Origin of the sequence: Streptomyces sp. NPDC005722 (genome assembly GCF_040630935.1) — a bacterium.
In the GTDB taxonomy this organism is placed as follows: Bacteria; Actinomycetota; Actinomycetes; order Streptomycetales; family Streptomycetaceae; genus Actinacidiphila.
The window spans coordinates 1-23,072 of record NZ_JBEXYN010000002.1; the positions used below are offsets into that span (position 1 = coordinate 1).

The following is a 23,072-nucleotide window of genomic DNA, read 5'->3' on the forward strand; positions in this document are numbered from 1 at the left end:
TAAGTTTTTGTTTGTTTTTGTTTTTTTTTTCAATTGGTGTCTTGTGCGTTGCGGGGGGGCCGGGGGGGGGCGGGGGGGGGGGGGGGCGCCCCCCCGGGGGCCCCCCCCCACCCCCGCGCACCGGGGTCGTTGGACCCATGTGCGCACCTCACCCTCCATGGCCCGGATCGCCGCCGCGTCGGCGGCCGGGACCGCGATCGAGTTCTACGACTTCTTCGCCTACGGCACCGCGGCCGCCCTCGTCCTCGGACCGCTGTTCTTCCCCGACGCCTCGGCGCTCGCCGGCACCCTTGCCGCGTTCGGCACCTTCGCGGTGGGCTTCGTCGCCCGGCCGCTCGGCTCGGTCCTCTTCGGCCACATCGGCGACCGCGTCGGGCGCCGCCCGGTGCTGGTCGGCTCCCTGCTGCTGACCGGGCTGGCGACCACCGCCGTCGGCTGCGTCCCCGGGTACGCCGCGATCGGCCCGGCCGCGCCCGTCCTGCTGGTGGCGCTGCGCTTCCTGCAGGGGCTGGGGCTCGGCGGCGAGTGGGGCGGGGCGGTGCTGCTCGTCGCGGAGCACGCGCCGCAGCGGCGGCGCGGACTGTGGGCGAGCCTGCCGCAGACCGGTCCCGCCGTGGGCTTCCTGCTGGCGAACGGGATCGTCCTCGCGCTCTCCGCGGGGCTGAGCGACGACGCCTTCCGTTCCTGGGGCTGGCGGGTGCCGTTCTGGGTGGCGGGCGTGCTCGCGCTGGCGGGCCTGGCCCTGCGCGCCGCGCTGCCGGAGACCCCCGCGTTCGCCGCGGCCGCGCGGCGCGGGGAGCTGTCGCGGGTGCCCGTCTCGGAGCTGCTGCGCGGGCACGGGCGCTTGGTGCTGCTCACGGCGGGCGCCATGGCGTGCGGCTACGCCGTCTTCTACACGGTGACGACCTGGTCGCTGGCGTACACCACGGAGCACCTCGGCATGGACCGTACGGTCGTGCTGGGCTGCGTCCTGGTGGCCGTCCTGCTCAAGGGGGCGCTGACGCCGGTGGTGGGCCTGCTGGGCGACCGCTTCGGGCGCCGGCGGATGGCGCTGGCGGGTACGGCGGCGATGGGCGTGGTGGTCTTTCCTTACGCCGCCCTGCTCGCGAGCGCCTCGCCCGTGGCGATCGCCGTGGGGTCCGCCGCGGAGCTGCTGGCCTTCATCTCGGTCTTCGCCGTGGTGAGCGCCTATCTGCCGGAGCTGTACCCGCCCCGCGTGCGCTGCACCGGCGCCGCCCTCGGCTACAACCTCGGCGGCGTCCTGGGCGGCGCCCTGACACCCATCGTGGCGACCCGGCTGGCGGCGGGCTCCGGCACGCCGTGGCCCGTGGCGGTGTACGTCGCGGCGGTGGCGCTGCTCAGCCTGGGGTGCTTCGCGGCGCTGCCGGAGACCCGGGGCGCCGCCGCGCCGGACGTGACGACGGGGCGCGCGGCGGACCGCCGCGCACCCCGTCCGGGCTGAGGGGCCCCGGGTCAGACGTCCACGTGCTCCTCGTCGCGCTTCTCCTCGGCCGCCTGCTTCTTCGACGCCATGAGGCTGGTGACCGTGGTGACGGCGAGGACCACGACGATGAAGCCGAGGGAGAACGGGATGCTGATCTCGGGGACGTGGACCCCCGCCTCGTGCAGGGCGTGGAGCACGAGCTTCACGCCGATGAAGCCGAGGATGATCGACAGCCCGTAGGAGAGGTGGACCAGCTTCTTCAGCAGACCGCCGATGAGGAAGTACAGCTGCCGCAGGCCCATCAGCGCGAAGGCGTTGGCGGTGAAGACGATGTACGGGTCCTGGGTCAGGCCGAAGATCGCCGGGATGGAGTCCAGCGCGAACAGGACGTCGGTGGTGCCGATCGCCAGCATGACCACCAGCATCGGGGTCATGATCCGCTTGCCGTTCTGCTGGATGAAGAGCTTGGTGCCGTGGTAGCGGTCGGCGACGCCGAAGCGGCGTTCGGCGGCCTTGAGCAGCCGGTTCTCCTCGAACTCCTCGTCGTGCTCCTCGGCCCGGGCCTCCTGGACCAGCTTCCACGCGGTCCAGATGAGGAAGGCGCCGAAGATGAAGAAGACCCAGGAGAAGCTGGCGATGATGGCGGCGCCGGCGGCGATGAAGGCCGCTCGCAGGACGAGCGCGATGAGCACGCCGAAGAGCAGCACGCGCTGCTGGTACTGGGACGGCACCGCGAACTTCGCCATGATCAGGACGAAGACGAAGAGGTTGTCGACGCTGAGCGACTTCTCGGTGATGTAGCCGGCGAAGAACTCGCCCGCGGGCTGCCCGCCGGCGAAGAACAGCAGTCCGAGCCCGAAGATGGCGGCCAGGACGATCCAGACGACGGTCCAGGCGCCGGCTTCCTTGACCGACACGTCATGGGGCTTGCGCCCGATGAAGAAGTCGGCGGCGATCAGGGCGCACAGACCGGCGATGGTCAGCACCCAGAGGGTCAGGGATACATCCACGCGATGCCTCCGGCAGATGGGCTGGCAATTGTCAGCGTTGTCGCTGCCGGAGGTCTCTTCCACCCGGGCCCGTGGGCCGGGGCCGGTGTCCCGGGGCCGTTCCGGCCCGTGATGACGGGTGCACCGCACTGCAGGGAGTACTCCCCTCCGCGTAAAGAAGAGTACATGAAATCCCAAGGAAAGGTAAAGAGAGTAAAGTGATGGTCAATCAGGACGGTGCACCGGTCCCCGGAGGGCCGGTCGGCGGGGTCAGTGGCGGCCCGGGTCGTAGGTCCGGCGCGCGGCGGCCACCTGACGCAGCACCTGGAACAGCACCGCGCTGCCGGCCGGGGCGAGCAGCGGTTCGTACGTCCAGGCGTGGCCGACCCAGGGGTCGGCGAGGTGGTCGTCCGGCTGCGGGGTCAGCCGCATCATCGAGCGCCACAGCGGGTCGAGGAGCGGGCCGTACTCGCGGGCGTCCTCCCGGTCGGCGACCAGCACCAGGTGGACACCGACCTGCGGGCCCTCGTCGGCGAGGTAGCGCAGCTGGTGGATCGTCCGGTCGTCGAAGCCGTACGGGAAGTCGTTGACGACCAGCACCTGGCGGGCCGGGTCGACGCCCGGGGGCACGTCGAAGGGCACGTCGGCGCGCAGCGCCATCTGCACCAGGTCGACCCGCTGGGTGAGCCGGGCCAGCAGGGCCGCCACCCCCGCGGCACCCGTGGCGGGCGGCTCGCGCAGCGCGCCGGAGTCCGTGAACGGGGCCAGCGCGGTCGCGGCGGAACCCGCCGGGTCGACGACGTGGACGGCGCACTCCCCCGCCGGGTGGGCGGCCAGCAGACGGGCGGCGAGCGCCACGGCCACGTCCACGGCGCGGCGGCGGTCCTGGGCGCTGTCCACCCACAGCCCGCGCTCCAGCGGCAGCCGTACCAGCAGGGGGACGCGCAGCTCCGGGCGCTCGGGCAGGTGGAGGTCGCCGAGCCGGACGGCCATGGGCGGCTCGGTGGGGACGCGGTAGCCGTGCCATACCGGGCTCTCCCAGCCCGCGTAGGGCGGCGGCAGGGCGGGCTCGACCACCTCGGCCTCGGCGGTCAGCTGGGCGAGGTCGCGGTCGAGCACGATGCGGGCCCGGTCCACCAGCTCGGCCTGGCGCGCCCTGGCCTGGTCGCGGGCGGCCTCGGCGGCGGGGCCGACGCGCAGGCGCGGGTCGGCGAGGACCGTGTCGAGTTCCTGGTCGAGCCGGGACTCGGCGAACTCGACGGCGCTGCGGTAGGCCGCGATGGTGCGGGCCAGGTCCTCGAAGACGCCCCAGACCTGGTTGTAGAGCCGTTCCTCCATGCTCCAGCCCGCGGCGTCGCCGGCGACGGGTGAGGACGCGGCGGCCACCGTGTGCGGGACGGAGTCGGCGGGGGCCCCCGCCGGGGGCGCGGCAGGCGGGGTGGGTGGCGGTGCGGAGGCGGCCGGCGGCGGCGCGGTGGGCGCCGGGGGCGCGGGACGTACGGCGTCCGCCACGCGGGCGGCCACGGCGTCCGCGTCGGGACGGGCCAGCCCCTGGTCGCGCAGCAGCTCGGCGAGCCCGCCCGGGTAGCCCTGGCCCAGCGCCCGCACCTTCCAGGCGCCCTGGCGGCGGTAGAGCTCCAGGGCGACGATCGCCGCCTCGGTGCTCAGCCCGGTCACGGTGAAGCTCACGACCGGCGCCCCGTCGGGCCCGGCCACGGTCAGGTGGGGCGCGGGGCAGGCCCCGAAGCGGGTCGGCGCCCCCGCGACCGGCGGCAGCGCCAGCAGGACGTGGACGCGGTCCACGTCCGCCGGGACGGCCGCCAGGTCGGCGGTGAGGCGCTGCTCGGCGGCGAGGCGCACGGGCACCTCGATGCCGGGCAGCCGCGACGCCCCGGGGTGGGCGACGGAACCGGGGCCGCTGACGCGCCCCTGCCCGTCGCCCAGCGAGACGCCGGCCACCACCGGGGTACCGGCCGACACCCGGACCTCCAGGGAGGTGCCGGGAAGCGGATGGTTCTGCCCGTGGACCAGCTCGATGGTCATGCCCGCGCCCCCCTGTGCCCGGTCAGAGCGCCGGCAGGATCGCCGGCATGAGGTCCTGGAAGGTACGGCCGTTGGCCGCGGAGCCGATCGCGGTCATCGACCAGCCGTCACCGCTGCGCTGCACCTTCGCCATGATCTGGGCGGTGTAGCCGCCGCCCCCGGTGAGGGTGTAGCGGGCCAGCTCCTGCCCGTTGGTCTCGTCGACCAGCCGGCAGAAGGCGTTCTGCACCTCCTGGAAGGTCTGGCCCGTGAAGGAGTTGACGGTGAAGACGATCTGGTCGATGTGCACCGGCACCCGCTGCAGGTCGACCAGGATCGACTCGTCGTCGCCGCCCTGCCCGGCACCGCCGACCAGGTTGTCGCCGGTGTGCCGGACCGAGCCGTCGTCGCTGACGAGGTGCCGGAAGAACACCACGTCCACGGGCTGCTTGTCGGCGAAGAGGACCGCGGAGGCGTCGAGGTCGATCTCCCGGGTGCGGGAACCGAAGAGACCGCGACGCGGGGCGGCCTGCCAGCCGAGCCCCATCCGGACCGCCGTGAGGGTCCCCCCGTCCGACTTCTGCAGGCTGATCTTCTGACCCTTGGTCATGTTGACCGTCACGCGCTGTCCCCTCTCAACCGTTTTGCCGTCGTGCGGTTGCTCCGCACCCTATGGGGAGACGCACGGGTAGGGCACCGTGGTTCGGCAAGAGATTCGACAGCGGGTGCGGTCAGGCCACCCCAGCCTCACGCATCTGCCGCAGTTCCTTCTTGAGTTCGCCCACCTCGTCGCGCAGCCGGGCCGCCACCTCGAACTGCAGGTCCGCGGCGGCCGTGTGCATCTGGTCGGTCAGCTCGCCGATGAGGTCGGCCAGTTCGGCCGCGGGCAGGCTCTTGGCGGCGCGCTTCTCCCCGGCCTTGGCGGACAGCCCCGGCACGGGCGCCTTGCCGCGCGAGCGCTGCCGGCCCGTGCCCAGCAGTTCCTCGGTGTCGGCGTCCTCGCGGGCGAAGGAGTCCAGGATGCCGGCGATCTTCTTCCGCAGCGGCTGCGGGTCGATGCCCCGTTCCTCGTTGTAGGCGATCTGCTTGGCCCGGCGCCGGTTGGTCTCGTCGATGGCCTTCTCCATCGCCGGGGTGATCTTGTCGGCGTACATGTGGACCTCGCCGGAGACGTTGCGCGCCGCGCGGCCGATGGTCTGGATCAGGGAGGTGCCGGAGCGCAGGAAGCCCTCCTTGTCGGCGTCGAGGATGGCGACCAGCGACACCTCGGGCAGGTCCAGGCCCTCGCGGAGCAGGTTGATGCCGACCAGCACGTCGAACTCGCCGGCCCGCAGCTCGCGCAGCAGCTCCACCCGGCGCAGGGTGTCGATGTCGCTGTGCAGGTACCGCACCTGGATGCCGAGCTCCAGCATGTAGTCGGTGAGGTCCTCGGACATCTTCTTGGTGAGCGTGGTGACCAGGACCCGCTCGTCGCGCTCGGCGCGCACCCGGATCTCGTGGACGAGGTCGTCGATCTGCCCCTTGGTGGGCTTGACGATCACCTCGGGGTCGACCAGGCCGGTCGGGCGGATGATCTGCTCGACGACGCCGTCGCCGCGGGAGAGCTCGTACTTGCCCGGGGTGGCCGACAGGTAGACCGTCTGGCCGACCCGCTCCAGGAACTCCTCCCACTTCAGCGGGCGGTTGTCGAGGGCGGAGGGCAGCCGGAAGCCGTGGTCGACAAGGGTCCGCTTGCGGGAGGCGTCGCCTTCGTACATGGCGCCGATCTGGGGCACCGTGACGTGCGACTCGTCGATGACGAGGACGAAGTCCTCCGGGAAGTAGTCGATCAGGGTGGAGGGCGCGGAGCCCGCCTCGCGGCCGTCGATGTGCCGCGAGTAGTTCTCGATGCCGGAGCAGGTGCCGATCTGCCGCATCATCTCGATGTCGTACGTGGTGCGCATCCGCAGCCGCTGCGCCTCCAGCAGCTTGCCCTGCTTCTCCATGACGGCGAGCTGCTCGCCGAGCTCCTTCTCGATGCCCGCGATGGCCCGCTCCATGCGCTCGGGGCCGGCGACGTAGTGGGTGGCGGGGAAGACGTACAGCTGCTGGTCGTCGGTGATGATCTCGCCGGTGAGCGGGTGCAGCGTGTACAGGGCCTCGATCTCGTCGCCGAACATCTCGATGCGGACGGCGAGCTCCTCGTAGACCGGGAAGATCTCGATGGTGTCGCCGCGCACCCGGAAGGTGCCGCGGGAGAACGCCACGTCGTTGCGCGCGTACTGGATGTCGACGAACTTGCGCAGCAGGGCGTCCCGGTCGATCTCGTCGCCGACCCGGAGCCGGACCATGCGGTCGACGTACTCCTGGGGCGTGCCGAGGCCGTAGATGCAGGACACCGAGGCGACGACGACCACGTCGCGGCGGGTGAGCAGCGAGTTGGTGGTGGAGTGGCGCAGCCGCTCGACCTCCTCGTTGATCGAGGAGTCCTTCTCGATGTAGGTGTCCGTCTGCGGGACGTACGCCTCGGGCTGGTAGTAGTCGTAGTACGACACGAAGTACTCGACCGCGTTGTTCGGCAGCAGCTCGCGGAACTCGTTCGCGAGCTGGGCGGCCAGGGTCTTGTTGGGCGCCATGACCAGGGTCGGGCGCTGCAGCCGTTCGATCATCCAGGCGGTGGTCGCCGACTTGCCGGTACCCGTGGCGCCGAGCAGGACGACGTCGTTCTCGCCCGCGCGGACGCGGCGCTCGAGGTCGGCGATGGCGGTCGGCTGGTCGCCGCTGGGCTGGTAGGGGCTGACGACCTCGAAGGGCGCCACACTGCGTTCGATGTCTGATACGGGCCGCATGGGTCAACGGTACGACCCTCCACCGACAACCGGCTCCGACCTGCCCTGATCGGGGCAGGGGCGGGGGAGGGAGGCCCGGATGCGGTCACCGGGCGGCTCCCGCGGGGGCCTGCGGGGAGCCGACCTCGCCGGTGCGCTCGAGCTTCTGCCAGCGCAGCCGGCCCCCGGTCATGGCCGTGACGCAGGAGTGGATCAGCACGAGGTACATCAGCTGCCGGTAGACGATCTGCTGCAGCGGCAGCATCAGCAGGTGGCGGTAGCGCTCGCGGTCGAGGCGGAAGGCGTACGCGGCGCAGAGCACCTGGACGGACATCAGGCCGGCCCAGGCGAGGAGCGACCTGGCCGGGTCGACGAAGACGGCGCCGTAGACGGTCAGGAGGTCGATGAGCGGCGCGAACAGGGGCGTGACGATCTGGAAGAGCACGACCAGCGGCATGCCGACGCGCCCGAAGCGTCCCGAGGGCCCCCGGTCCACCAGGGAGCGCCGGTGCTTCCACAGCGCCTGCATGGTGCCGTAGCTCCAGCGGTAGCGCTGCCGCCACAGCTGGCCGATCGTGCCCGGGGCCTCGGTCCAGGCACGGGCGTGCTCGGCGTACACCACCCGCCAGCCGGCGCGGAGCAGCGCGATGGTGACGTCGGTGTCCTCGGCGAGGGTGTCGCCGCTCATGCCGCCTGCCTCGAGCAGCGCGGAGCGGCGGAAGCCTCCGGCGGCGCCCGGCACCGTGGGCATGCAGCCGAGCAGGTCGTACATGCGGCGGTCGAGGTTGAAGCCCATCACGTACTCGATGTGCTGCCAGGCGCCGATCACCGTGGCGCGGTTGCCGACCTTGGCGTTGCCGGCGACGGCGCCGACCCGGGGGTCGGCGAAGGGCTGGACGAGCCGGTGCACGGTGCCGGGCTCGAAGACGGTGTCGCCGTCCATCATCACGACGAGGCCGTGACGGGCGTGCTCCAGGCCGCGGTTGAGCGCCGCGGGCTTGCCCGCGTTCTCCTGGCGCACGACGCGCACCTGGGGCAGGCCCATGGCCTCGACGATGCCCGCGGTGCCGTCGGTCGAGCCGTCGTCCACGACGATGATCTCCACCGGGTGGGTGCTCGCGGCGAGTGAGCCGACGGTGTTGGCGATGCACTCCTTCTCGTTGTACGCGGGCACGATGACGCTGACCGGTTCCGTGACCGGCGGCCCCCATCTGAAGCGGCGGCGGCCGCGGATCCTGGCGTGCCGGCGGGCGAGGACCAGCATGAGGGCGAAGCGGGCCAGGACGGCGGCGCCGACGACGACGAGCAGCCAGAACAGGACGGGCATGGTGAACTCGGCCAGGGCCACGACGCCGATGAGGGCGCGGCCCTGCCACAGCTCCGCGCCGCCGGAGGGGTGGTTGGCGGTCGTGGCCCCCAGGCTCGCGGTCAGCGTGGTGAAGGTGTAGCCCTTCGCCTTCATGGTGTCGATGTACGTGCCGAGCGCCTCGACGGTCTGGGAGCGATCGCCCCCGGCGTCGTGGAAGAGCACCGAGGCGCCCTTGCCGTTCCGCGGGGTGGCGTCGCGGACGATGCGGGCGACACCAGGGCGCCGCCAGTCCTCGCTGTCGGTGTCGACGAAGGCGCTGATGTACCCCTTGGTGCCGAGGTAGCGGTAGACGGGCCAGGTGGTGTCGTCGACGGCGTCGGGCTCGGACGAGTACGGGGCGCGGAAGAGCGAGGTCGTGATGCCCGCGGCGCCGGCGAGGGCCAGCTGCGTCTGGGCGAGTTCGCGGTCGATCCTGGCCCTGCTCCGGTACGCCAGGTCGACGTGGGAGAAGGTGTGGACGCCGATCTCGCCGCCGGAGTCGACGATGTCGCGGATGAGCCCCGGGTACCGGGCGGCCATCTGGCCCACGACGAAGAAGGTGCCGGGGACGCGGTGTTCGCGCAGTACCGCGAGCACCTTCGGGGTCCACCGGGGGTCGGGGCCGTCGTCGAAGGTGAGCGCGACCGTCTTGGGCGGCAGGGTGTGGCTGACGGGCTCGCCGTCGGCGCCGAAGGTCAGGACGGGGCCGCCCTCGAGGACGGAGGCGGGCACCCGGTCCGCGCTCCCGGACTCGTGGACGCGGCGGTCGTTGCCGATCTCCGAGTGGAGGTACCCGTCCAGCAGCATCACGCACACCAGCGCGCACAGGCCCAGCACCGCCATGACGAGGCGGGGCCGGGGCACGGCCTGCCGGCCGGCGGACGCCACCTTGGTGATCGCACCGGGTGCCGCGTGCCGGGCCGTCCGCGCCATGCCCGCTCAGTCGTCCCAGCCGTCACCGGGCACCGGGTCGCCGCCCGCGTCACCCGGGGGGAAGGCGGGGGTGTCCGGCCCGGGCGTCGCGGGGACGGAGGCGGACGGGGAGGCGCCGGCCGTGGGGGTGCGCGGCAGCGTGGGGCGCGGGGATGCGCTCGGCGTCGCAATGGTGCCCGTCCTGCCAGGAGCGGCTGAGGGGGTCGACGATGCCGTGGGGCGGCCCCTGGTGGCGGAGGGGGTGACTCCGGCGGCCGCGGACACCGTGGGCGCGGCCGCGGCGCGGGCCACGGGCGCGGGGGCGTGGGGGGCGTCCGGGGCGCGCGGGGCGCGTTCCCGTACGGCCTCGTCCCTTCCACCCGCCTCGGCCTGCACCGAAGCGCCCCCGGGAACCTCCGCGCCGGGAATCAGGGTCTCGGGCGCGAAAGGAGTGCCTCCCGCCAAAGCCACGCCGAGCAGCACGGCATATCCCGCGCAGGCGGCCCCGACGGCCGTTCCGGCGCGCCGGATGATGCGCGCCCGGCGGCCCGACGCGTCGACGAACACGGGCCCTTCCTCCGTGGACCGTCCACGGGGACACGCCCGCCGGGAGGGGGAATGCATGGCCGGAATGCTAGCAGCAAATTCCCTCCATGAATTCCCGAGATTCACCTCCGAATTAATCTCACGAATGAGCCGTGGACCTTTTCTCCAATTCCTGGGAATGCGGGGTCCTGAATTCCCGGGGCGGATAGTCTCTCCGTCATGAAGAGCCGCACGGCACAGCTGATCACCGGACTCGTGGCGGTCGCCGTCGCCGCCACGACCGCCTCCCTCCTCACCGGCCGGGAACCCGCCGGCGCACCGGCTCCCCGCGCGCACCAGGGGCGGGAGCCGGCGGCCGAGGTGGCCTTCACCCCGTACGTGGACGCCTCGCGCTCGACCGCCTACGACCTGGCGGGCGCGGCCCGCAGGACCGAGGCCGACGGCTTCACCCTCGGCTTCGTCACCGCCGGCGAGGGCTGCGCCGCGACCTGGGACGGGCGCGACGGCATCGCCCACGACGACCTGGCGGACCGGATCGCCGCCCTGCGGGCCACCGGGCGCGACGTGCGCGTCTCGTTCGGCGGAGCCGACGGCACGGAACTCGCCGGGGCCTGCGACGACGTGACCCGACTCGGCGCCGTCTACGCCGAGGTGATCGCCCGTTACCGGCTGACCGGGGTCGACTTCGACGTCGAGGGGGACGACCTCGCGGACACCGCCGCCAACACCCGGCGGGCGCGGGCCGTCGCCCGCCTCCAGGCGCAGGCGCGGCGCGAGGGACGGACCTTGTCGGTCTCCTTCACGCTGCCCGTGATGCCGTCCGGGCTGACCGCCGAGGCCTCGGCGCTGCTCGCGGACGCACGGCGCCAGGGGGTGCGGGTCGACGGCGTCAACATCATGGCGATGGACTACGGGGAGGCGTACACGGGCGACATGGGCCGGTACGCGATCCAGGCGGCCACCGCGGCGCAACGGCAGCTCAAGACGCTGCTGGGCCGCCAGGAAGCGGCGGCCTGGCGGACCCTCACCGTGACGCCGATGATCGGGGTGAACGACATCGAGGGCGAGGTCTTCACCCTGCGGGACGCGGCACGTCTGGCGGCGTTCGCCCGCGACAAGGGGCTGGGCGGCCTGTCCATGTGGTCGGCCGACCGGGACCGGCCCTGCGAGGACGGCACCATGGAGACGGCTCCGACCCGGTGCAGCGGGGTCGACCAGCCGTCACTGGCGTTCGCGCGGGCGCTCGCGGACGCGTGAGGGACGGGCCGCGGACGAGGAGCGGGCGGCGGAAGAGGGGCGTGCCGCACGCGAGGAGCGCCGGCCGCGCGCGGGGGCGGGCTCGGGGACGACGTCGCCGTCGGGCGGGTCGAGCGCCACGACGACCCCGGCGAGGAAGAGGAAGACGACCGGGCCGATCAGCACCGGGGCCAGGAACGCCACGGGCCCCGCCCCGCTCGCCCCCTGCCGGGCGTCGCTGTGCAGGTGGACCGTCAGCGCGGCCATGCCGGTGTAGTGCATCACGGTGACGGCGAGGCCCAGGACGAGGGCGGCGACGACACCGGCGAACACGCGCCGGGCGAAGAGCGCCACCCACAGGGCGACGGTGGCGGCCAGTACGGCGACGCCGACCGACAGCGCCACCGTGGACTGCGTGTACTCCAGGTCACCGCGCAGCCGCAGGGCCCGCATGCCCGTGTAGTGCATGGCGGCGATGCCGAGCCCGGTGAGGCATCCGCCGCCCAGTACGGCGAGCGGCGTGCGGCCCGCGAAGCCGACGAGGAACACCCCGAGCCCGACGACCACGACGGCGACCAGCAGGCTCTCGAAGGTGACGGGCGTGTCATAGGTGATCCGCACCTGGCCGACGCTGAAGCCCATCATGGCGACGAAGTGCATGGTCCAGATGCCGGAGCCGATGGCCGCGGAACCCAGCGCGAGCCAGCCGGCCCGTCGCGAAGGCTGCATGGCCAGGGCCCGGGTGATGCAGCGCAGCCCGAGGGCGGCGCCTAAGCAGGCCATCAGGAACCCCACCAGTGGGGTCGCCCATCCGTAGGTGAATCCGTTGACCGTTCCGTATGTGCCGTTCACGGCACCCTCCCCTGGCCGCGCCGGTCCCCGCACTGTCAGAAACTAGGCTCGCCGCCGCGCCCCGCGCCGCCGCCTCACGACGACTTCATCGCGCGTGCACCCGTACGTCACCTCGCCCCGGGCAGCGCCGTGATCCGTTCCAGCGGCCCGTACGGTCCCTCCGCCAGGGCGGTGCGCAGGGCGGCGACGACCTCGGCGGGGCTGCGGGTGAGCGCGGCGGGCGCGACCCGCAGCACACGAAGTCCCAGCGACTCCAGGCGACCGCGCCCGGCCCCCGGGCCGAGGTCCAGCACGAGGCCGTCGCGCACCCAGTAGGCGTCGGGCGAGCCCAGGAAGGCGCCGTCGAGCTGGAGCACGGGACGCCACAGCGGTTGCCGCAGCCCGGACCGGGCCACCAGGGCGCGGGCCATCGGCTCGGCGGGGGCGGCAGGCGCGCCGGGGTCCATGGCCTCCAGCAGCGCCGCCACGGCGGGGCGCCGCGCCAGCACCGCGCCGCCCAGTTCCGCGGCGAGCGCGGGAGCGGGCACGCCGAGCCCGGTGACCAGTTCGCGGACCACCTCCAGGGCCCACTCGGGGTCGATCGACTCCCGTACGCCGTCGGCCGCCGCCCGGACCACCGGCGCCACGGGCACACCGTCCACGCTGTCGGGCAGGGGGAGCCCGCGGCCGTGGTGGACCCGTACCCAGGTGTGGGTGCGGATGCGGCGCTCGCTCGGGACGAGGACGTCCACCACCGGGAGCCCGCAAGGCGGCGCGGCCACGCCGACGCCGTGCAGGGCGAGCCCCGCCACACCGGTGATCATCGCCGGAACCTGCGGGTACCCGGCGAACGCCAGTGCGGCTCTGGACCGCTGCGCGGCGGTGAGCGGACCGGTCTGGAGGACGACCACCCGGGGCAGCGGCCGCTGCCACCGGCCGCCGGGCCGGCACCACTCGCGCAGCCTGCTCTGCGGCACGCCCACCGCGGCGAGCTGGGCGACGGTGGCCACCCGGTCCTGTTCGCGGGCGAGCCGGCGGACGGCGGGGATGAAGTCGTTTCGCGTCATGCGCGCCCCATCCCCCTCGTAACCGATCAACTACCGCTTGTGACACACCTGTCGAGAACGGCCACCCTCCCGGGTGGCCGGGCGTGCGGCCGGTTGCCGCCACTGCCCCGGGGCTGCCCGGACCGGGCCGCGCCCCCGGTCGTGCCCCTCCGTGCCCCCGTCCGGGACCCGTTGTCGGTGCCCCGTCCTAGGCTGGGGACCGTGACGCAACCGCAGACCCCCACCGCCGAGGTCGCCTGGACGGTGCTGGAGGCACCGATCGGGCCCCTGCTGCTCGCCGCGACCGGGCAGGGCCTGGTCCACGTCGCCTTCCGGACCGGGGAGAAGGAGGCGCCCGCCGTGCTGGAGCGGATCTGCTCCCGGCTGGGCGCCGTGCCCGCGCGCAGGCCCGGGCCCACGACCCCCGCCAGGGCCCGGCTCGACGAGGCGATACCCCAGGTGGAGGCGTACTTCGCCGGGACGCGGCACACCTTCGACCTCGCCCTGGACTGGTCGCTGACGACGGGCTTCAACCGCCGTGTGCTGCGCGAGCTGTCGGGCAACGTCGCGTTCGGCAGCGTCGTCGGCTACCAGGACCTGGCGAACCGGGTCGGCGAACCGGGCGCGGCCCGCGCCGTGGGCACGGCCATGGGCTCCAACCCGCTGCCCGTCGTCGTGCCGTGCCACCGGGTCCTGGAGAGCGACGGGGGCATCGGCGGCTTCGGCGGGGGCGCGCGCATGCTCGACATCAAGCGCTCGCTGCTGGCCCTGGAGGGGGTCCTGCCGGAGCCGCTGTTCTGACGGGCCGCCGGCCGCCGCTGCGGCCACCGGCCGTCGCTGCGGCGGAAGGGCCCGCAACGGGCCGGGAGGGGTGGAGACATGGACGGACCGGCTTTCCGCATCACCGAGGGCGCACCGGACTCACCGGTGCTCCTCCACGTACCGCACAGCGCCCGCGCCGTGCCACGGCACGTCCGCGAGCGCATCCTCCTGGACGACGCCGCGCTGACGGCTGAACTCGACCGCATGACGGACGCCCACACCGACCTCGTCGCCGGGCGCGCCGCCGCGCGGACGGGGGCCTGGCAGTTCACCAACCTCCTGTCACGGCTGGTCGTCGACCCCGAGCGGTTCCCCGACGAGCGGGAGGAGATGCGCGCCGTCGGCATGGGCGCCGTCTACACCCGCACCTCGCACGGCGCGCCGCTGCGCGCGGACGACCCCCGGCACGAACGGGCCCTGCTGGACGCCTACTTCGAGCCGTACGCGGCCGCCATGACCGCCGCCGTCCAGGACCGGCTGGCGGCCACCGGGCGGGCGGTCGTCATCGACGTGCACTCCTACCCGGGCACGCCGCTCCCCTATGAGCTGCACGGCGACGGCCCCCGCCCCGCCGTCTGCCTGGGCACCGACGCCTTCCACACGCCGTCCTGGCTGCTGGACGCCGCCCGCGAGGCCTTCGCGCCGTGCGGCGACGTCGGTCTCGACTCTCCGTTCGCCGGCACCTATGTGCCGTTGACGTTCTACGGCCGGACCCGCGAAGTGTCGGCGCTGATGGTCGAGATACGCCGGGACGGGTACATGACCGAGCCCGCGGGTGACCCCGGCGCGGGCCTCGACCGGCTCGGTGACGCCCTGGCCGCACTCGTCTCCGCCGTGGCCGCGGGCGGCCGCACCGGCTGACGCCGAGGGGGCCCGCCGGCCTCAGCCGAGGCGGAAGCCGGTGAACTCCACCAGTCCGCGGTCCCCCGTGCCGCCGTTGCCCGCGGTCATGAAGAGCCCCACGTCCTGCTGCGGCGCCGCCGAGGGGACGGTCACGGTCGCCACCTTCCGCCACGTCGTCCCGTCGTCGGTGCTGCACTCCCCCGTGTACGCGCGGCCCCGGCGGCGCAGCCTCAGCAGCACGGGGGCCCGCACACCGGCGAGCCGCCGGTAGCGGTTCACCTGCCCGCCGCCGTCGGAGTCGTACGACAGCGTCACCCCGTGGCCTGGGCTCACCGCCAGGTTCAGGAAGCCCGGCGCGGCCGGGTCCTCGAGGTCGTCGCGGACGACGATGCCCGCCCGCGCCCACGCGGCCGTCTCGGCCTGGCTGTCGACGCGGGTGGTGACCGTCCCGCCGTCCCGCAGCGCGCCGCGCCGCAGGAGCGCCGCGAACTCGGCGGTGCCCTTCCACAGGTCGCGCCCGGCGCCGTCGATGGCGAAGCGGTCGCCGAGCTGCCCGAAGACGGCACCGGCGCCGTCCACGGTGCGGAACGCGCGGTCCAGCGGGCCCGCGACGTACAGGTCCCCGGTGGCGACCGCGGGCACCCGCGCCCCGCCCGGCACCGGCTCGTACGCGGCGCGCGCCTCGTACCGCAGCGGCGACAGCGGCCGCTGCGGATGCGCCTCGGGCGCGGTGACGTGCCACGTCGCGCGGCCGGTGCCGCCGGCCGCCACGCGCGGCAGCGACAGCGACCCCCGCGCGGCGGCCCGCACTCCGTCCGTGGTCAGGGAGAAGCCCACCGTGCCCGTGGGGGCGAGCCCGTTGGTGTTGGTGAACTCCGCGGTGACCAGGGTCCGGCCGCCCGGCCGCAGCGTCGCCGGCTGCGCCGTCACCGTCAGGGTGCCCTGGTAGGGGGCGGCGGCGAGCACCTCGTAGGCCCGCCGGGCGAGCGTGTGCGCGTCGCCGGTGGGGCGGGTGGGATAGCTCCCGGCGCGCTTCGTCCAGGGCTCCTCGGTCCGGTACCAGTCGACGTCCCGCGGTGTGCGGCGGGTGGTGAGGGCCGTCGCGCACTCGTCCAGGAAGGTCCGCCAGCGCGGCAGGTAGAAGTCCGCGACGAGGCCGTTCCAGTCCCGGTTGGCGTACTCGTGCAGCGACGCCGAGGTCGCCCGGCCGCCCCAGGTGGTGGCCAGCACGCGCGCGGTGCGCTCGAGTCCGGCGCGCTGCGCGTCCGCCCCGCCCCAGGCCCGGGCCTCCGCGAGCCAGGGGCCCAGCAGGAAGGCCCGGTGGCCGCCGGCGACCTCGTCGGCCAGCCGCATCAGCCGCAGCCACAGTTCGGACAGCTGGCGGAAGACCGCCGCGTCACCGCGCACGAACGCGGCGCGCAGCTGCGGCAGGAGCTGCCGGCTGCGGTTGGCGACGGCCTGCCGGGCGACGTCGACCAGGTCGTAGCGGTAGGCGTCCCTGGCGCGCACCCCGGCGGACACCCCCAGGAGCGCGGCGAGCGCCGTGTCGAAGGCGGCGGGATCGTAGGTGAGGGCGTTCGGCGCGTACACGCTGCCCGAGTCGGCGGTCAGCGAGGGGCGGGCGGTGAACAGGCTGTCGTGGGCGTCGGCGCGCTCCAGTGCCTCGTGCCGGTAGGCGGTGCGGCGCAGTGCCTGCCAGGCGACGCGGGCCTGCCCGTCGGCGGTGCCGTAGCGGGTCCGCGCGTAGGTGTCGAACCAGGTCGGCAGGTCCACCCGCCGCTCGTGCCAGGGCAGTTCGCAGAAGAGCTCGAAGGCGGCCGGGTCGCGCTCGGCGGCCTCCGGCAGGTAGCAGGTGCCGGCCAGGGCGCTGCCGGGCCTGTCCCGCCAGGTGAAGAAGCGGTCCGCCCACACGTGGGTCTTGGCGCCGATCGTCGTGCGGCCGCCGAAGTTGGGGATGGAACCGAAGGCGTACGGGGTGCCCGCCCAGTCCCGCTCGCGGTCGGTGACCGACGTGTACCGGTCGGAGACGCCGTCCACGACGAGCATCCGCTCCTTGTCGACGGCCCCCAGCAGGTCGGCCCGGGGGTTCTTCTCCCAGCCGAGGATCACCCAGGTCGCACGGGGGTGCGCCGCGAGCAGCGCCGCCTGGACACCCCGGGCGGCCGCGGGCACGGGCACGCCGCCGGCGGTGCCGCCCTCGTGGAGCAGGTCCATCTTGAAGTGGTCGGCCTTGCCGAACAGCTCCTTCTGGTGGCGGTAGTAGGAGGCGGCCACGGCGGCGAAGGCGCCGGTGCGCGGGTCGAGCCAGTCCGGGCGGGCGAAGCCGTGCCAGGTGCCCTGGGGGACGACGCGCGCCCCCGCGTTGCGCCCGGCGAACCCGTCCGGGACCGTGCCGAAGTAGCCCGGCAGCACCGGGGCCATGCCCAGTTCCCTCAGCCGCGCGGTGATCCTGCGGCCCAGCGTGGCACGGGCGTCGACGATGCCGGACGTCAGCGGGCCGCCGTAGCCGGAGAGGTTCTGCAGCAGCCACCACGGCTGGTGGGACGGCGCGGGCAGCCAGGCCAGGGCCTCCCGGTCGGAGTAGCCGAACTCGCGCAGCACACGCCGGTACACGGCCTCGGCGCCCGCCACCACCAGCACCTCGTTGCAGCCGTGCAGGGCCAGGACGTCGATGAAGCGCTCCCAGCGCGACCAGTCGGCGTAGGGGGCGGTGTAACCGTCGTTGGTGTCGTTGAGGACGAAGCGGTGCGGCACGGTCGCGCGCCGGGCGATGCCGCCCGGGGGCGGGGCGGGGAGCGTGGCGGGCAGGGCGTCCAGACTGTCGCCCGTCCAGGAGACGCCCACGCCGCACACGTGCTTGAGGTACCAGCGCACGCCGCACAGCAGTGTGGCCGGGGACGTACCCGCCACCTCGACCCGCCCGCGAGTGCCCGCGATCCGGAAGCGGTCGGACCGTTCGCCGTCCTTGCCCCCGTGCCCCCGGTCCAGGGCGAGCAGCCGGAACTGGCCCGCGTGCCGCGGCAGCAGCCGCCACAGGGCGGCCTGCGCGGGAGCGGTGTCGAAGGAGGTGTCGAGGGGGGAGGCGGCGGCCGCGGCCCCCACCGGGAGGACCGCACCCGCCGCGGTCGCGGCGGCGGAACCCAGCAGCGTCCGCCTGGTCACTCGAGTCACGGCCGGCTCCCCACAATTGAGGCTGCGTCAGAACGCGTGCCGGAACCGTAACGGGAGTGACGATGCGGATCAATGTGACGCGAGGGGCGTTCGCCGTAAAACCGGGCGAACTACCCAGCCTGGCTCACGTCGGGTCGGGGAAGCGGGCCGCCTGCAGGTAGTCGGGCTTGGGGTCGAGCGCCGCCGCCAGCCGGAAGTGCCGCAGCGCCTCGCCGGAACGCCCCGAGCGCTCCAGGGTGCGGCCCAGCGCGAAGTGCGCGTACGCGTTGTCCGGCTCGCGCTCCAGGACGACCTGGAACTCCAGCTCGGCCGGGCGCAGCTGCGCGGCCAGGAAGAAGGCCCGGGCGCGCAGCAGCCGTGCGGCGGTGTTCTCCGGGTGGGCGGCGATGACCGAGTCCAGCAGCTTCACCGCCCCGCGGGCGTCGCGGGCCGCGAGCAGCTGCTCCGCCGCACGGAAGTCGATCACGTGGTTCTCGGGGCTCTGCTCGGGCACAGCCGCCTCCTTCCCCGGGCACTCAACAGCTCACAACTACCCAACATCACCGTCCGCATATGCATTCCCCGGAGGAACACCGCGCCGGACGGCTCACGCCTCCTCGTCCGCCGGACGCGGTTCCGCCGGCACCGCGGGCTCCGTACGGCCCTTCGGCGCCTCCAGCGCCACCGCAGGCGTGCCGTCGACCTCGGCGACGGGCCGCGGCGATTCCTCGAGCGGGGCCGGCGCCGCAGCAGGATCCGGGGCAGAGGCAGGAACGGGAGCGGAGGCAGGAGCGGGGCGTTCGCCCCCGGACGCGCGCTCGAAGAAGCGCAGCATCTCCACCGGGAACGGCATGACCAGCGTCGAGTTCTTCTCCGCGGCCACCTCCACCACGGTCTGCAGCAGACGCAGCTGCATCGCCGCCGGAGTGCCGTCCATCGCCGACGCGGCCTGCGCGAGCTTCTGCGAGGCCTGCAGCTCGCCGTCGGCGGTGATGATGCGCGCCCGGCGCTCACGGTCCGCCTCGGCCTGCCGCGCCATCGACCGCTTCATCGACTCCGGCAGGGCCACGTCCTTGATCTCCACCCGGTCGATGTGGATGCCCCACTCGACGGCCGGCGTGGCGAGCATCAGCTCCAGGCCCTCGTTCATGGCCTCGCGCCCCGACAGCAGGTCGTCCAGCTCGCTCTTGCCGATCACCGACCGCAGCGAGGTCTGAGCCACCTGCACCATGGCGAACTGGTAGTTCTGCACGTCCACGGTGGCCTTGATCGGGTCGATGACCCGGAAGTACAGCACGGCGTCCACCCGCACCGAGACGTTGTCCCGGGTGATGCCCTCCTGTGAGGGCACCGGCATGGTCACCACCTGCATGTTGACCTTGGTCATCCGGTCCACGAACGGCACCAGCAGACGCGGCCCGGGCTGCTTGGCCTGCGGCCGCACCCGTCCGAGGCGGTAGACCACACCCCGCTCGTACTGCCTGATCACCCGGAAACTGCTCTTGAGACCACCGAGGCCCAGCACCACGACGGCGATCCCGATCACGGCCGACACGGCTTCCATCCCCATCCCCCTCCTGTCCGCGAGGCAGCGACGCTACTGCCCCCAGGACGTCCCCGGAGAGGGTTCCGGATCAGCTCTTGACGATCTTTTGACGCAACTGCTCCCAGACCTGCCGGACCCGGGGCTCCAGCGCCTCCAGCGGCCCGTCGTTGTCGATCACGACGTCGGCGACCGCCAGCCGCTGCTCCCGGGTCGCCTGGGCCGCCATCCGGGCACGGGCGTCCTCCTCGGTCATGCCGCGCAGCCGCACCAGCCGGTCGAGCTGGGTCTCCGGGGCGGCGTCCACCACCACGACCACGTCGTAGAGCGGCGCCAAGGCGTTCTCCGTCAGCAGCGGCACGTCGTGCACGACCACGGCGTCCGGGGCCGCGGCCTGCTCCAGCGCGGCCGAACGGTCCCGGACCAGGGGGTGGACGATCGCGTTCAGCGCCCGCAGCCGCCCGGGGTCGGAGAAGACGATCGCACCCAGCTTCGGCCGGTCCAGGGAACCGTCGGCCGCCAGCACCCCCTCGCCGAACTCGGCGACCACGGCCGCCAGCCCGGGTGTGCCCGGCTCCACCACCTCACGGGCGATCCGGTCGGCGTCGACCAGCACCGCCCCGTAGGAGGCCAGCAGCCGCGACACCTCGCTCTTGCCCGCCCCGATCCCGCCCGTCAGCCCCACTTTGACCATGGCGTGAGACTACCGGGGCCCCCGTACCCCCACGAGCCCGGTCAGGAGCCGTCGTCCTCGCGGTCGGCCAGGAAGCGCTCGAACTCCGCCGCCAGGTCGTCCGCCGACGGCAGTTCGACCGGCTCGGCGATCAGGTTCTGCCGGCTGCTGCCGCCCGCCAGCGCGTCGTACTGGTTCTCCAGGCCCTGCACCACCGCGACCAGTTCCGCGTCGCCGTCGGCGACCTGCCGGTCGATCTCGGCGCGCACCGTGTGCGACTCCATCCGCAGCGCGTGCGCCACCTGCGGCAGCACCAGGCCGGTGGCGGCCGTCAGCGTCTCCACCACGGCCAGCGCCGAGTCCGGGTAGCCCGAACGCGCCAGGTAGTGCGGTACGTGGGCGGCGACCCCCAGCACGTCACGGCCGGCCTCCGCCAGCCGGTACTCGATCAGTGACTCCGCGCTGCCCGGCACCTGCGCCTCGTCGAACCACGTGCGGTGGGCCGGCACCAGGTCCAGCCGGTTGCCGTGCGGCGTCAGCCCCACCGGGCGGGTGTGCGGCACGCCCATGGGGATGCCGTGGAAGTTGAACGCCAGCCGCACGCCCAGCCGCTCCACGACCTGCACGACCGCGGCGGCGAAACGCTCCCACTCGATGTCCGGCTCCTGGCCCGACAGCAGCAGGAACGGCGAGCCCGTGCTGTCACGCACCAGCCGCAGCGCGATCTCCGGCGCCTCGTACCCCGTCCAGCTGTCCCGCTTGAAGGTCATCAGCGGTCGGCGCGCCCGGTAGTCCACCAGGCGGTCCGCGTCGAAACGCGCCACGACCCGGTGCTCCTGCCGTTCCAGCAGCTCCTCGACGACCTGCGCGCCGGTCTCCCCGGCGTCGATGTACCCGTCGAAGTGGTACAGCAGTACGGGTCCGGTCTCGCCGAACGCCTCGTCGACCGCCTCTGCCCCGCCCGGCTCGTATGCGTACAGCCCCTGCGGATCCAGCACTGCGCACCCTTCCCTCGGTCTTCGTCAACTCTCGGTGCAACGGACCGTACAGCCCGCGCATTCCCACCCGGACCCGGCGAACGCGGAAGGACCCGCCCTCCAGGGGAGAGCGGGTCCTTCCGTGCTGCTGCGGTGGGCGCGAGCCCTGCGATCAGCTCTGGCCGCCGGCCAGCTTCTCGCGGAGCGCGGCCAGCGCCTCGTCCGACGCCAGGGCGCCGGACTGGTCACCGGACTCCGAGGAGTACGAGCCACCGGTCGGGCCGGCCGGAGCCGCCTCGCCGGCCGCGGCCGCCGCCTCGGCGTCCGCCTCGCGGGACTTGATGACCTGCGCCTGGTGCTGCTCGAAGCGGGTCTGCGCCTCGGCGTACTGGTGCTCCCACGCCTCCCGCTGGGTCTCGTAGCCCTCGAGCCAGTCGTTGGCCTCGGGGTCGAAGCCCTCGGGGTAGATGTAGTTGCCCTGGTCGTCGTAGGACGCGGCCATGCCGTACAGGGTCGGGTCGAACTCGACCGAGGCCGGGTCGGCACCGAAGGACTCGTTGGCCTGCTTCAGCGAGAGGCTGATGCGACGGCGCTCGAGGTCGATGTCGATGACCTTGACGAAGATCTCGTCGTTGACCTGGACGACCTGCTCCGGGATCTCCACGTGGCGCTCGGCCAGCTCGGAGATGTGGACCAGACCCTCGATGCCCTCGTCCACGCGGACGAACGCACCGAACGGAACCAGCTTGGTGACCTTGCCGGGGACGACCTGGCCGATCTGGTGCGTACGGGCGAACTGCTGCCACGGGTCTTCCTGGGTCGCCTTCAGCGACAGGGAGACACGCTCGCGGTCCATGTCGACGTCCAGGACCTCGACCGTGACCTCCTGGCCGACCTCGACGACCTCGGAGGGGTGGTCGATGTGCTTCCAGGACAGCTCGGACACGTGCACGAGGCCGTCCACGCCACCCAGGTCCACGAAGGCACCGAAGTTGACGATGGAGGAGACGACGCCGGAGCGCACCTGACCCTTCTGGAGGGTGGTGAGGAAGGTCTGGCGGACCTCGCTCTGGGTCTGCTCCAGCCACGCGCGACGGGACAGGACCACGTTGTTGCGGTTCTTGTCCAGCTCGATGATCTTGGCCTCGAGCTCCTTGCCGACGTACGGCTGGAGGTCGCGGACACGGCGCATCTCGACCAGGGAGGCGGGGAGGAAGCCGCGGAGGCCGATGTCGAGGATGAGACCACCCTTGACGACCTCGATGACGGTACCGGTGACGATGCCGTCCTCTTCCTTGATCTTCTCGATCGTGCCCCAGGCGCGCTCGTACTGGGCGCGCTTCTTGGACAGGATCAGACGACCCTCCTTGTCCTCCTTCTGGAGGACCAGGGCCTCGATCTCGTCACCCACGGCGACGACCTCGTTGGGGTCGACGTCGTGCTTGATCGAAAGCTCGCGCGAGGGGATGACACCCTCGGTCTTGTAACCGATGTCGAGCAGGACCTCGTCCCGGTCGACCTTCACGATGACGCCGTCGACGATGTCGCCGTCGTTGAAGTACTTGATCGTCTCGTCGATCGCGGCGAGGAAGGCTTCCTCGGAACCGATGTCGTTGACCGCCACCTGCGGGGTGGTACGAGGGGCCTGGGCCTCGGTGCTGCTCGTCATTAGGAAAAGGGCTCCGGTACGGACATGAAGTCGTAGGTACTGCTACGCCGTAAGCCCGTTTCGCTCCTGCCGATTCCGGACAGCCCACAAGGCCGAGAGGTTTACAACAGATGTGAGCGCAGCCTGCTCCGTCCGAGGCGCGCAGGCTCGCAGCGCAACTTGTAGCATACGGGGGCAGCCGGGCACGGTCAATGCACGAAGAGCACACCACGGG

18 protein-coding genes are annotated in these 23,072 nt (G+C 73.1%); 4 read left to right on the forward strand and 14 right to left on the reverse strand.

The window, feature by feature from the left end:
* Positions 1 to 157: 157 nt before the first annotated feature.
* Positions 158 to 1,462 carry an MFS transporter gene (locus tag ABZ479_RS02120; protein WP_500459728.1) on the forward strand — a complete coding sequence of 435 codons (1,305 nt, stop codon included), beginning with the start codon at positions 158 to 160 and terminating at the stop codon, positions 1,460 to 1,462.
* Positions 1,463 to 1,473: 11 nt separating this feature from the next.
* Here ABZ479_RS02120 and ABZ479_RS02125 read toward each other — a convergent pair whose 3' ends face one another.
* The 6 genes from ABZ479_RS02125 to ABZ479_RS02150 all read right to left on the reverse strand — a co-directional run bounded on the left by ABZ479_RS02125 (position 1,474) and on the right by ABZ479_RS02150 (position 10,089).
* The gene (locus tag ABZ479_RS02125) at positions 1,474 to 2,454 is read right to left on the reverse strand and encodes a TerC family protein (RefSeq protein ID WP_500459408.1); all 981 of its coding nucleotides are present in this window, start codon (positions 2,452 to 2,454) and stop codon (positions 1,474 to 1,476) included.
* Between the two features lie 249 nt (positions 2,455 to 2,703).
* A complete protein-coding gene (locus ABZ479_RS02130) occupies positions 2,704 to 4,476 on the reverse strand; it encodes a TerD family protein (RefSeq protein ID WP_500459409.1) in 1,773 nt (590 codons plus the stop codon).
* A 22-nt stretch (positions 4,477 to 4,498) separates the two neighbouring features.
* Entirely contained in the window at positions 4,499 to 5,077 is a 579-nt protein-coding gene (locus tag ABZ479_RS02135; RefSeq protein ID WP_499606107.1) for a TerD family protein, read from the reverse strand.
* A gap of 109 nt (positions 5,078 to 5,186) precedes the next feature.
* Positions 5,187 to 7,283, reverse strand: coding sequence for an excinuclease ABC subunit UvrB (gene uvrB / locus ABZ479_RS02140; RefSeq protein WP_500459410.1), 2,097 nt, complete (start codon positions 7,281 to 7,283; stop codon positions 5,187 to 5,189).
* Positions 7,284 to 7,368: 85 nt separating this feature from the next.
* Entirely contained in the window at positions 7,369 to 9,543 is a 2,175-nt protein-coding gene (locus tag ABZ479_RS02145; RefSeq protein WP_500459412.1) for a bifunctional polysaccharide deacetylase/glycosyltransferase family 2 protein, read from the reverse strand.
* A 6-nt stretch (positions 9,544 to 9,549) separates the two neighbouring features.
* On the reverse strand, positions 9,550 to 10,089 hold the full coding sequence (locus ABZ479_RS02150) for a hypothetical protein (RefSeq protein ID WP_500459413.1): 540 nt from the start codon (positions 10,087 to 10,089) through the stop codon (positions 9,550 to 9,552).
* A gap of 198 nt (positions 10,090 to 10,287) precedes the next feature.
* Between ABZ479_RS02150 and ABZ479_RS02155 the strand changes: the two genes are divergently transcribed.
* Positions 10,288 to 11,325, forward strand: a complete 1,038-nt coding sequence (locus tag ABZ479_RS02155) for a chitinase (protein ID WP_500459414.1) — start codon at positions 10,288 to 10,290, stop codon at positions 11,323 to 11,325.
* Here ABZ479_RS02155 and ABZ479_RS02160 read toward each other — a convergent pair.
* Positions 11,290 to 12,087: an MHYT domain-containing protein gene (locus ABZ479_RS02160; protein WP_500459729.1), complete on the reverse strand. Its 798-nt coding sequence runs from the start codon at positions 12,085 to 12,087 to the stop codon at positions 11,290 to 11,292. The genes ABZ479_RS02155 and ABZ479_RS02160 overlap by 36 nt on opposite strands.
* A gap of 176 nt (positions 12,088 to 12,263) precedes the next feature.
* A complete protein-coding gene (locus ABZ479_RS02165) occupies positions 12,264 to 13,202 on the reverse strand; it encodes a hypothetical protein (protein WP_500459416.1) in 939 nt (312 codons plus the stop codon).
* A gap of 201 nt (positions 13,203 to 13,403) precedes the next feature.
* Here ABZ479_RS02165 and ABZ479_RS02170 point away from each other — a divergent pair, with 201 nt between their 5' ends.
* Complete coding sequence (locus ABZ479_RS02170; protein WP_500459417.1) at positions 13,404 to 13,982, forward strand: methylated-DNA--[protein]-cysteine S-methyltransferase; 579 nt, start codon at positions 13,404 to 13,406, stop codon at positions 13,980 to 13,982.
* 78 nt (positions 13,983 to 14,060) lie between these two features.
* Positions 14,061 to 14,864, forward strand: a complete 804-nt coding sequence (locus ABZ479_RS02175; protein ID WP_500459418.1) for an N-formylglutamate amidohydrolase — start codon at positions 14,061 to 14,063, stop codon at positions 14,862 to 14,864.
* 21 nt (positions 14,865 to 14,885) lie between these two features.
* On the opposite strand, the gene ABZ479_RS02180 is transcribed toward ABZ479_RS02175, so the two are convergent.
* The 6 genes from ABZ479_RS02180 to rpsA form a co-directional block, all read right to left on the reverse strand.
* Positions 14,886 to 18,017 (reverse strand): alpha-N-acetylglucosaminidase, encoded by a 3,132-nt coding sequence (locus tag ABZ479_RS02180; protein ID WP_500459419.1) that lies wholly within the window; start codon positions 18,015 to 18,017, stop codon positions 14,886 to 14,888.
* Positions 18,018 to 18,141: 124 nt separating this feature from the next.
* Entirely contained in the window at positions 18,142 to 18,510 is a 369-nt protein-coding gene (locus ABZ479_RS02185; RefSeq protein WP_499606090.1) for a tetratricopeptide repeat protein, read from the reverse strand.
* Between the two features lie 93 nt (positions 18,511 to 18,603).
* The gene (locus ABZ479_RS02190; RefSeq protein ID WP_500459420.1) at positions 18,604 to 19,560 is read right to left on the reverse strand and encodes a slipin family protein; all 957 of its coding nucleotides are present in this window, start codon (positions 19,558 to 19,560) and stop codon (positions 18,604 to 18,606) included.
* Positions 19,561 to 19,630: 70 nt separating this feature from the next.
* Positions 19,631 to 20,233, reverse strand: a complete 603-nt coding sequence (gene coaE / locus ABZ479_RS02195) for a dephospho-CoA kinase (protein WP_500459421.1) — start codon at positions 20,231 to 20,233, stop codon at positions 19,631 to 19,633.
* 41 nt (positions 20,234 to 20,274) lie between these two features.
* A complete protein-coding gene (locus tag ABZ479_RS02200; RefSeq protein ID WP_499606084.1) occupies positions 20,275 to 21,210 on the reverse strand; it encodes a PAC2 family protein in 936 nt (311 codons plus the stop codon).
* A gap of 151 nt (positions 21,211 to 21,361) precedes the next feature.
* On the reverse strand, positions 21,362 to 22,858 hold the full coding sequence (gene rpsA, locus ABZ479_RS02205; protein WP_354795880.1) for a 30S ribosomal protein S1: 1,497 nt from the start codon (positions 22,856 to 22,858) through the stop codon (positions 21,362 to 21,364).
* Positions 22,859 to 23,072: the final 214 nt, after the last annotated feature.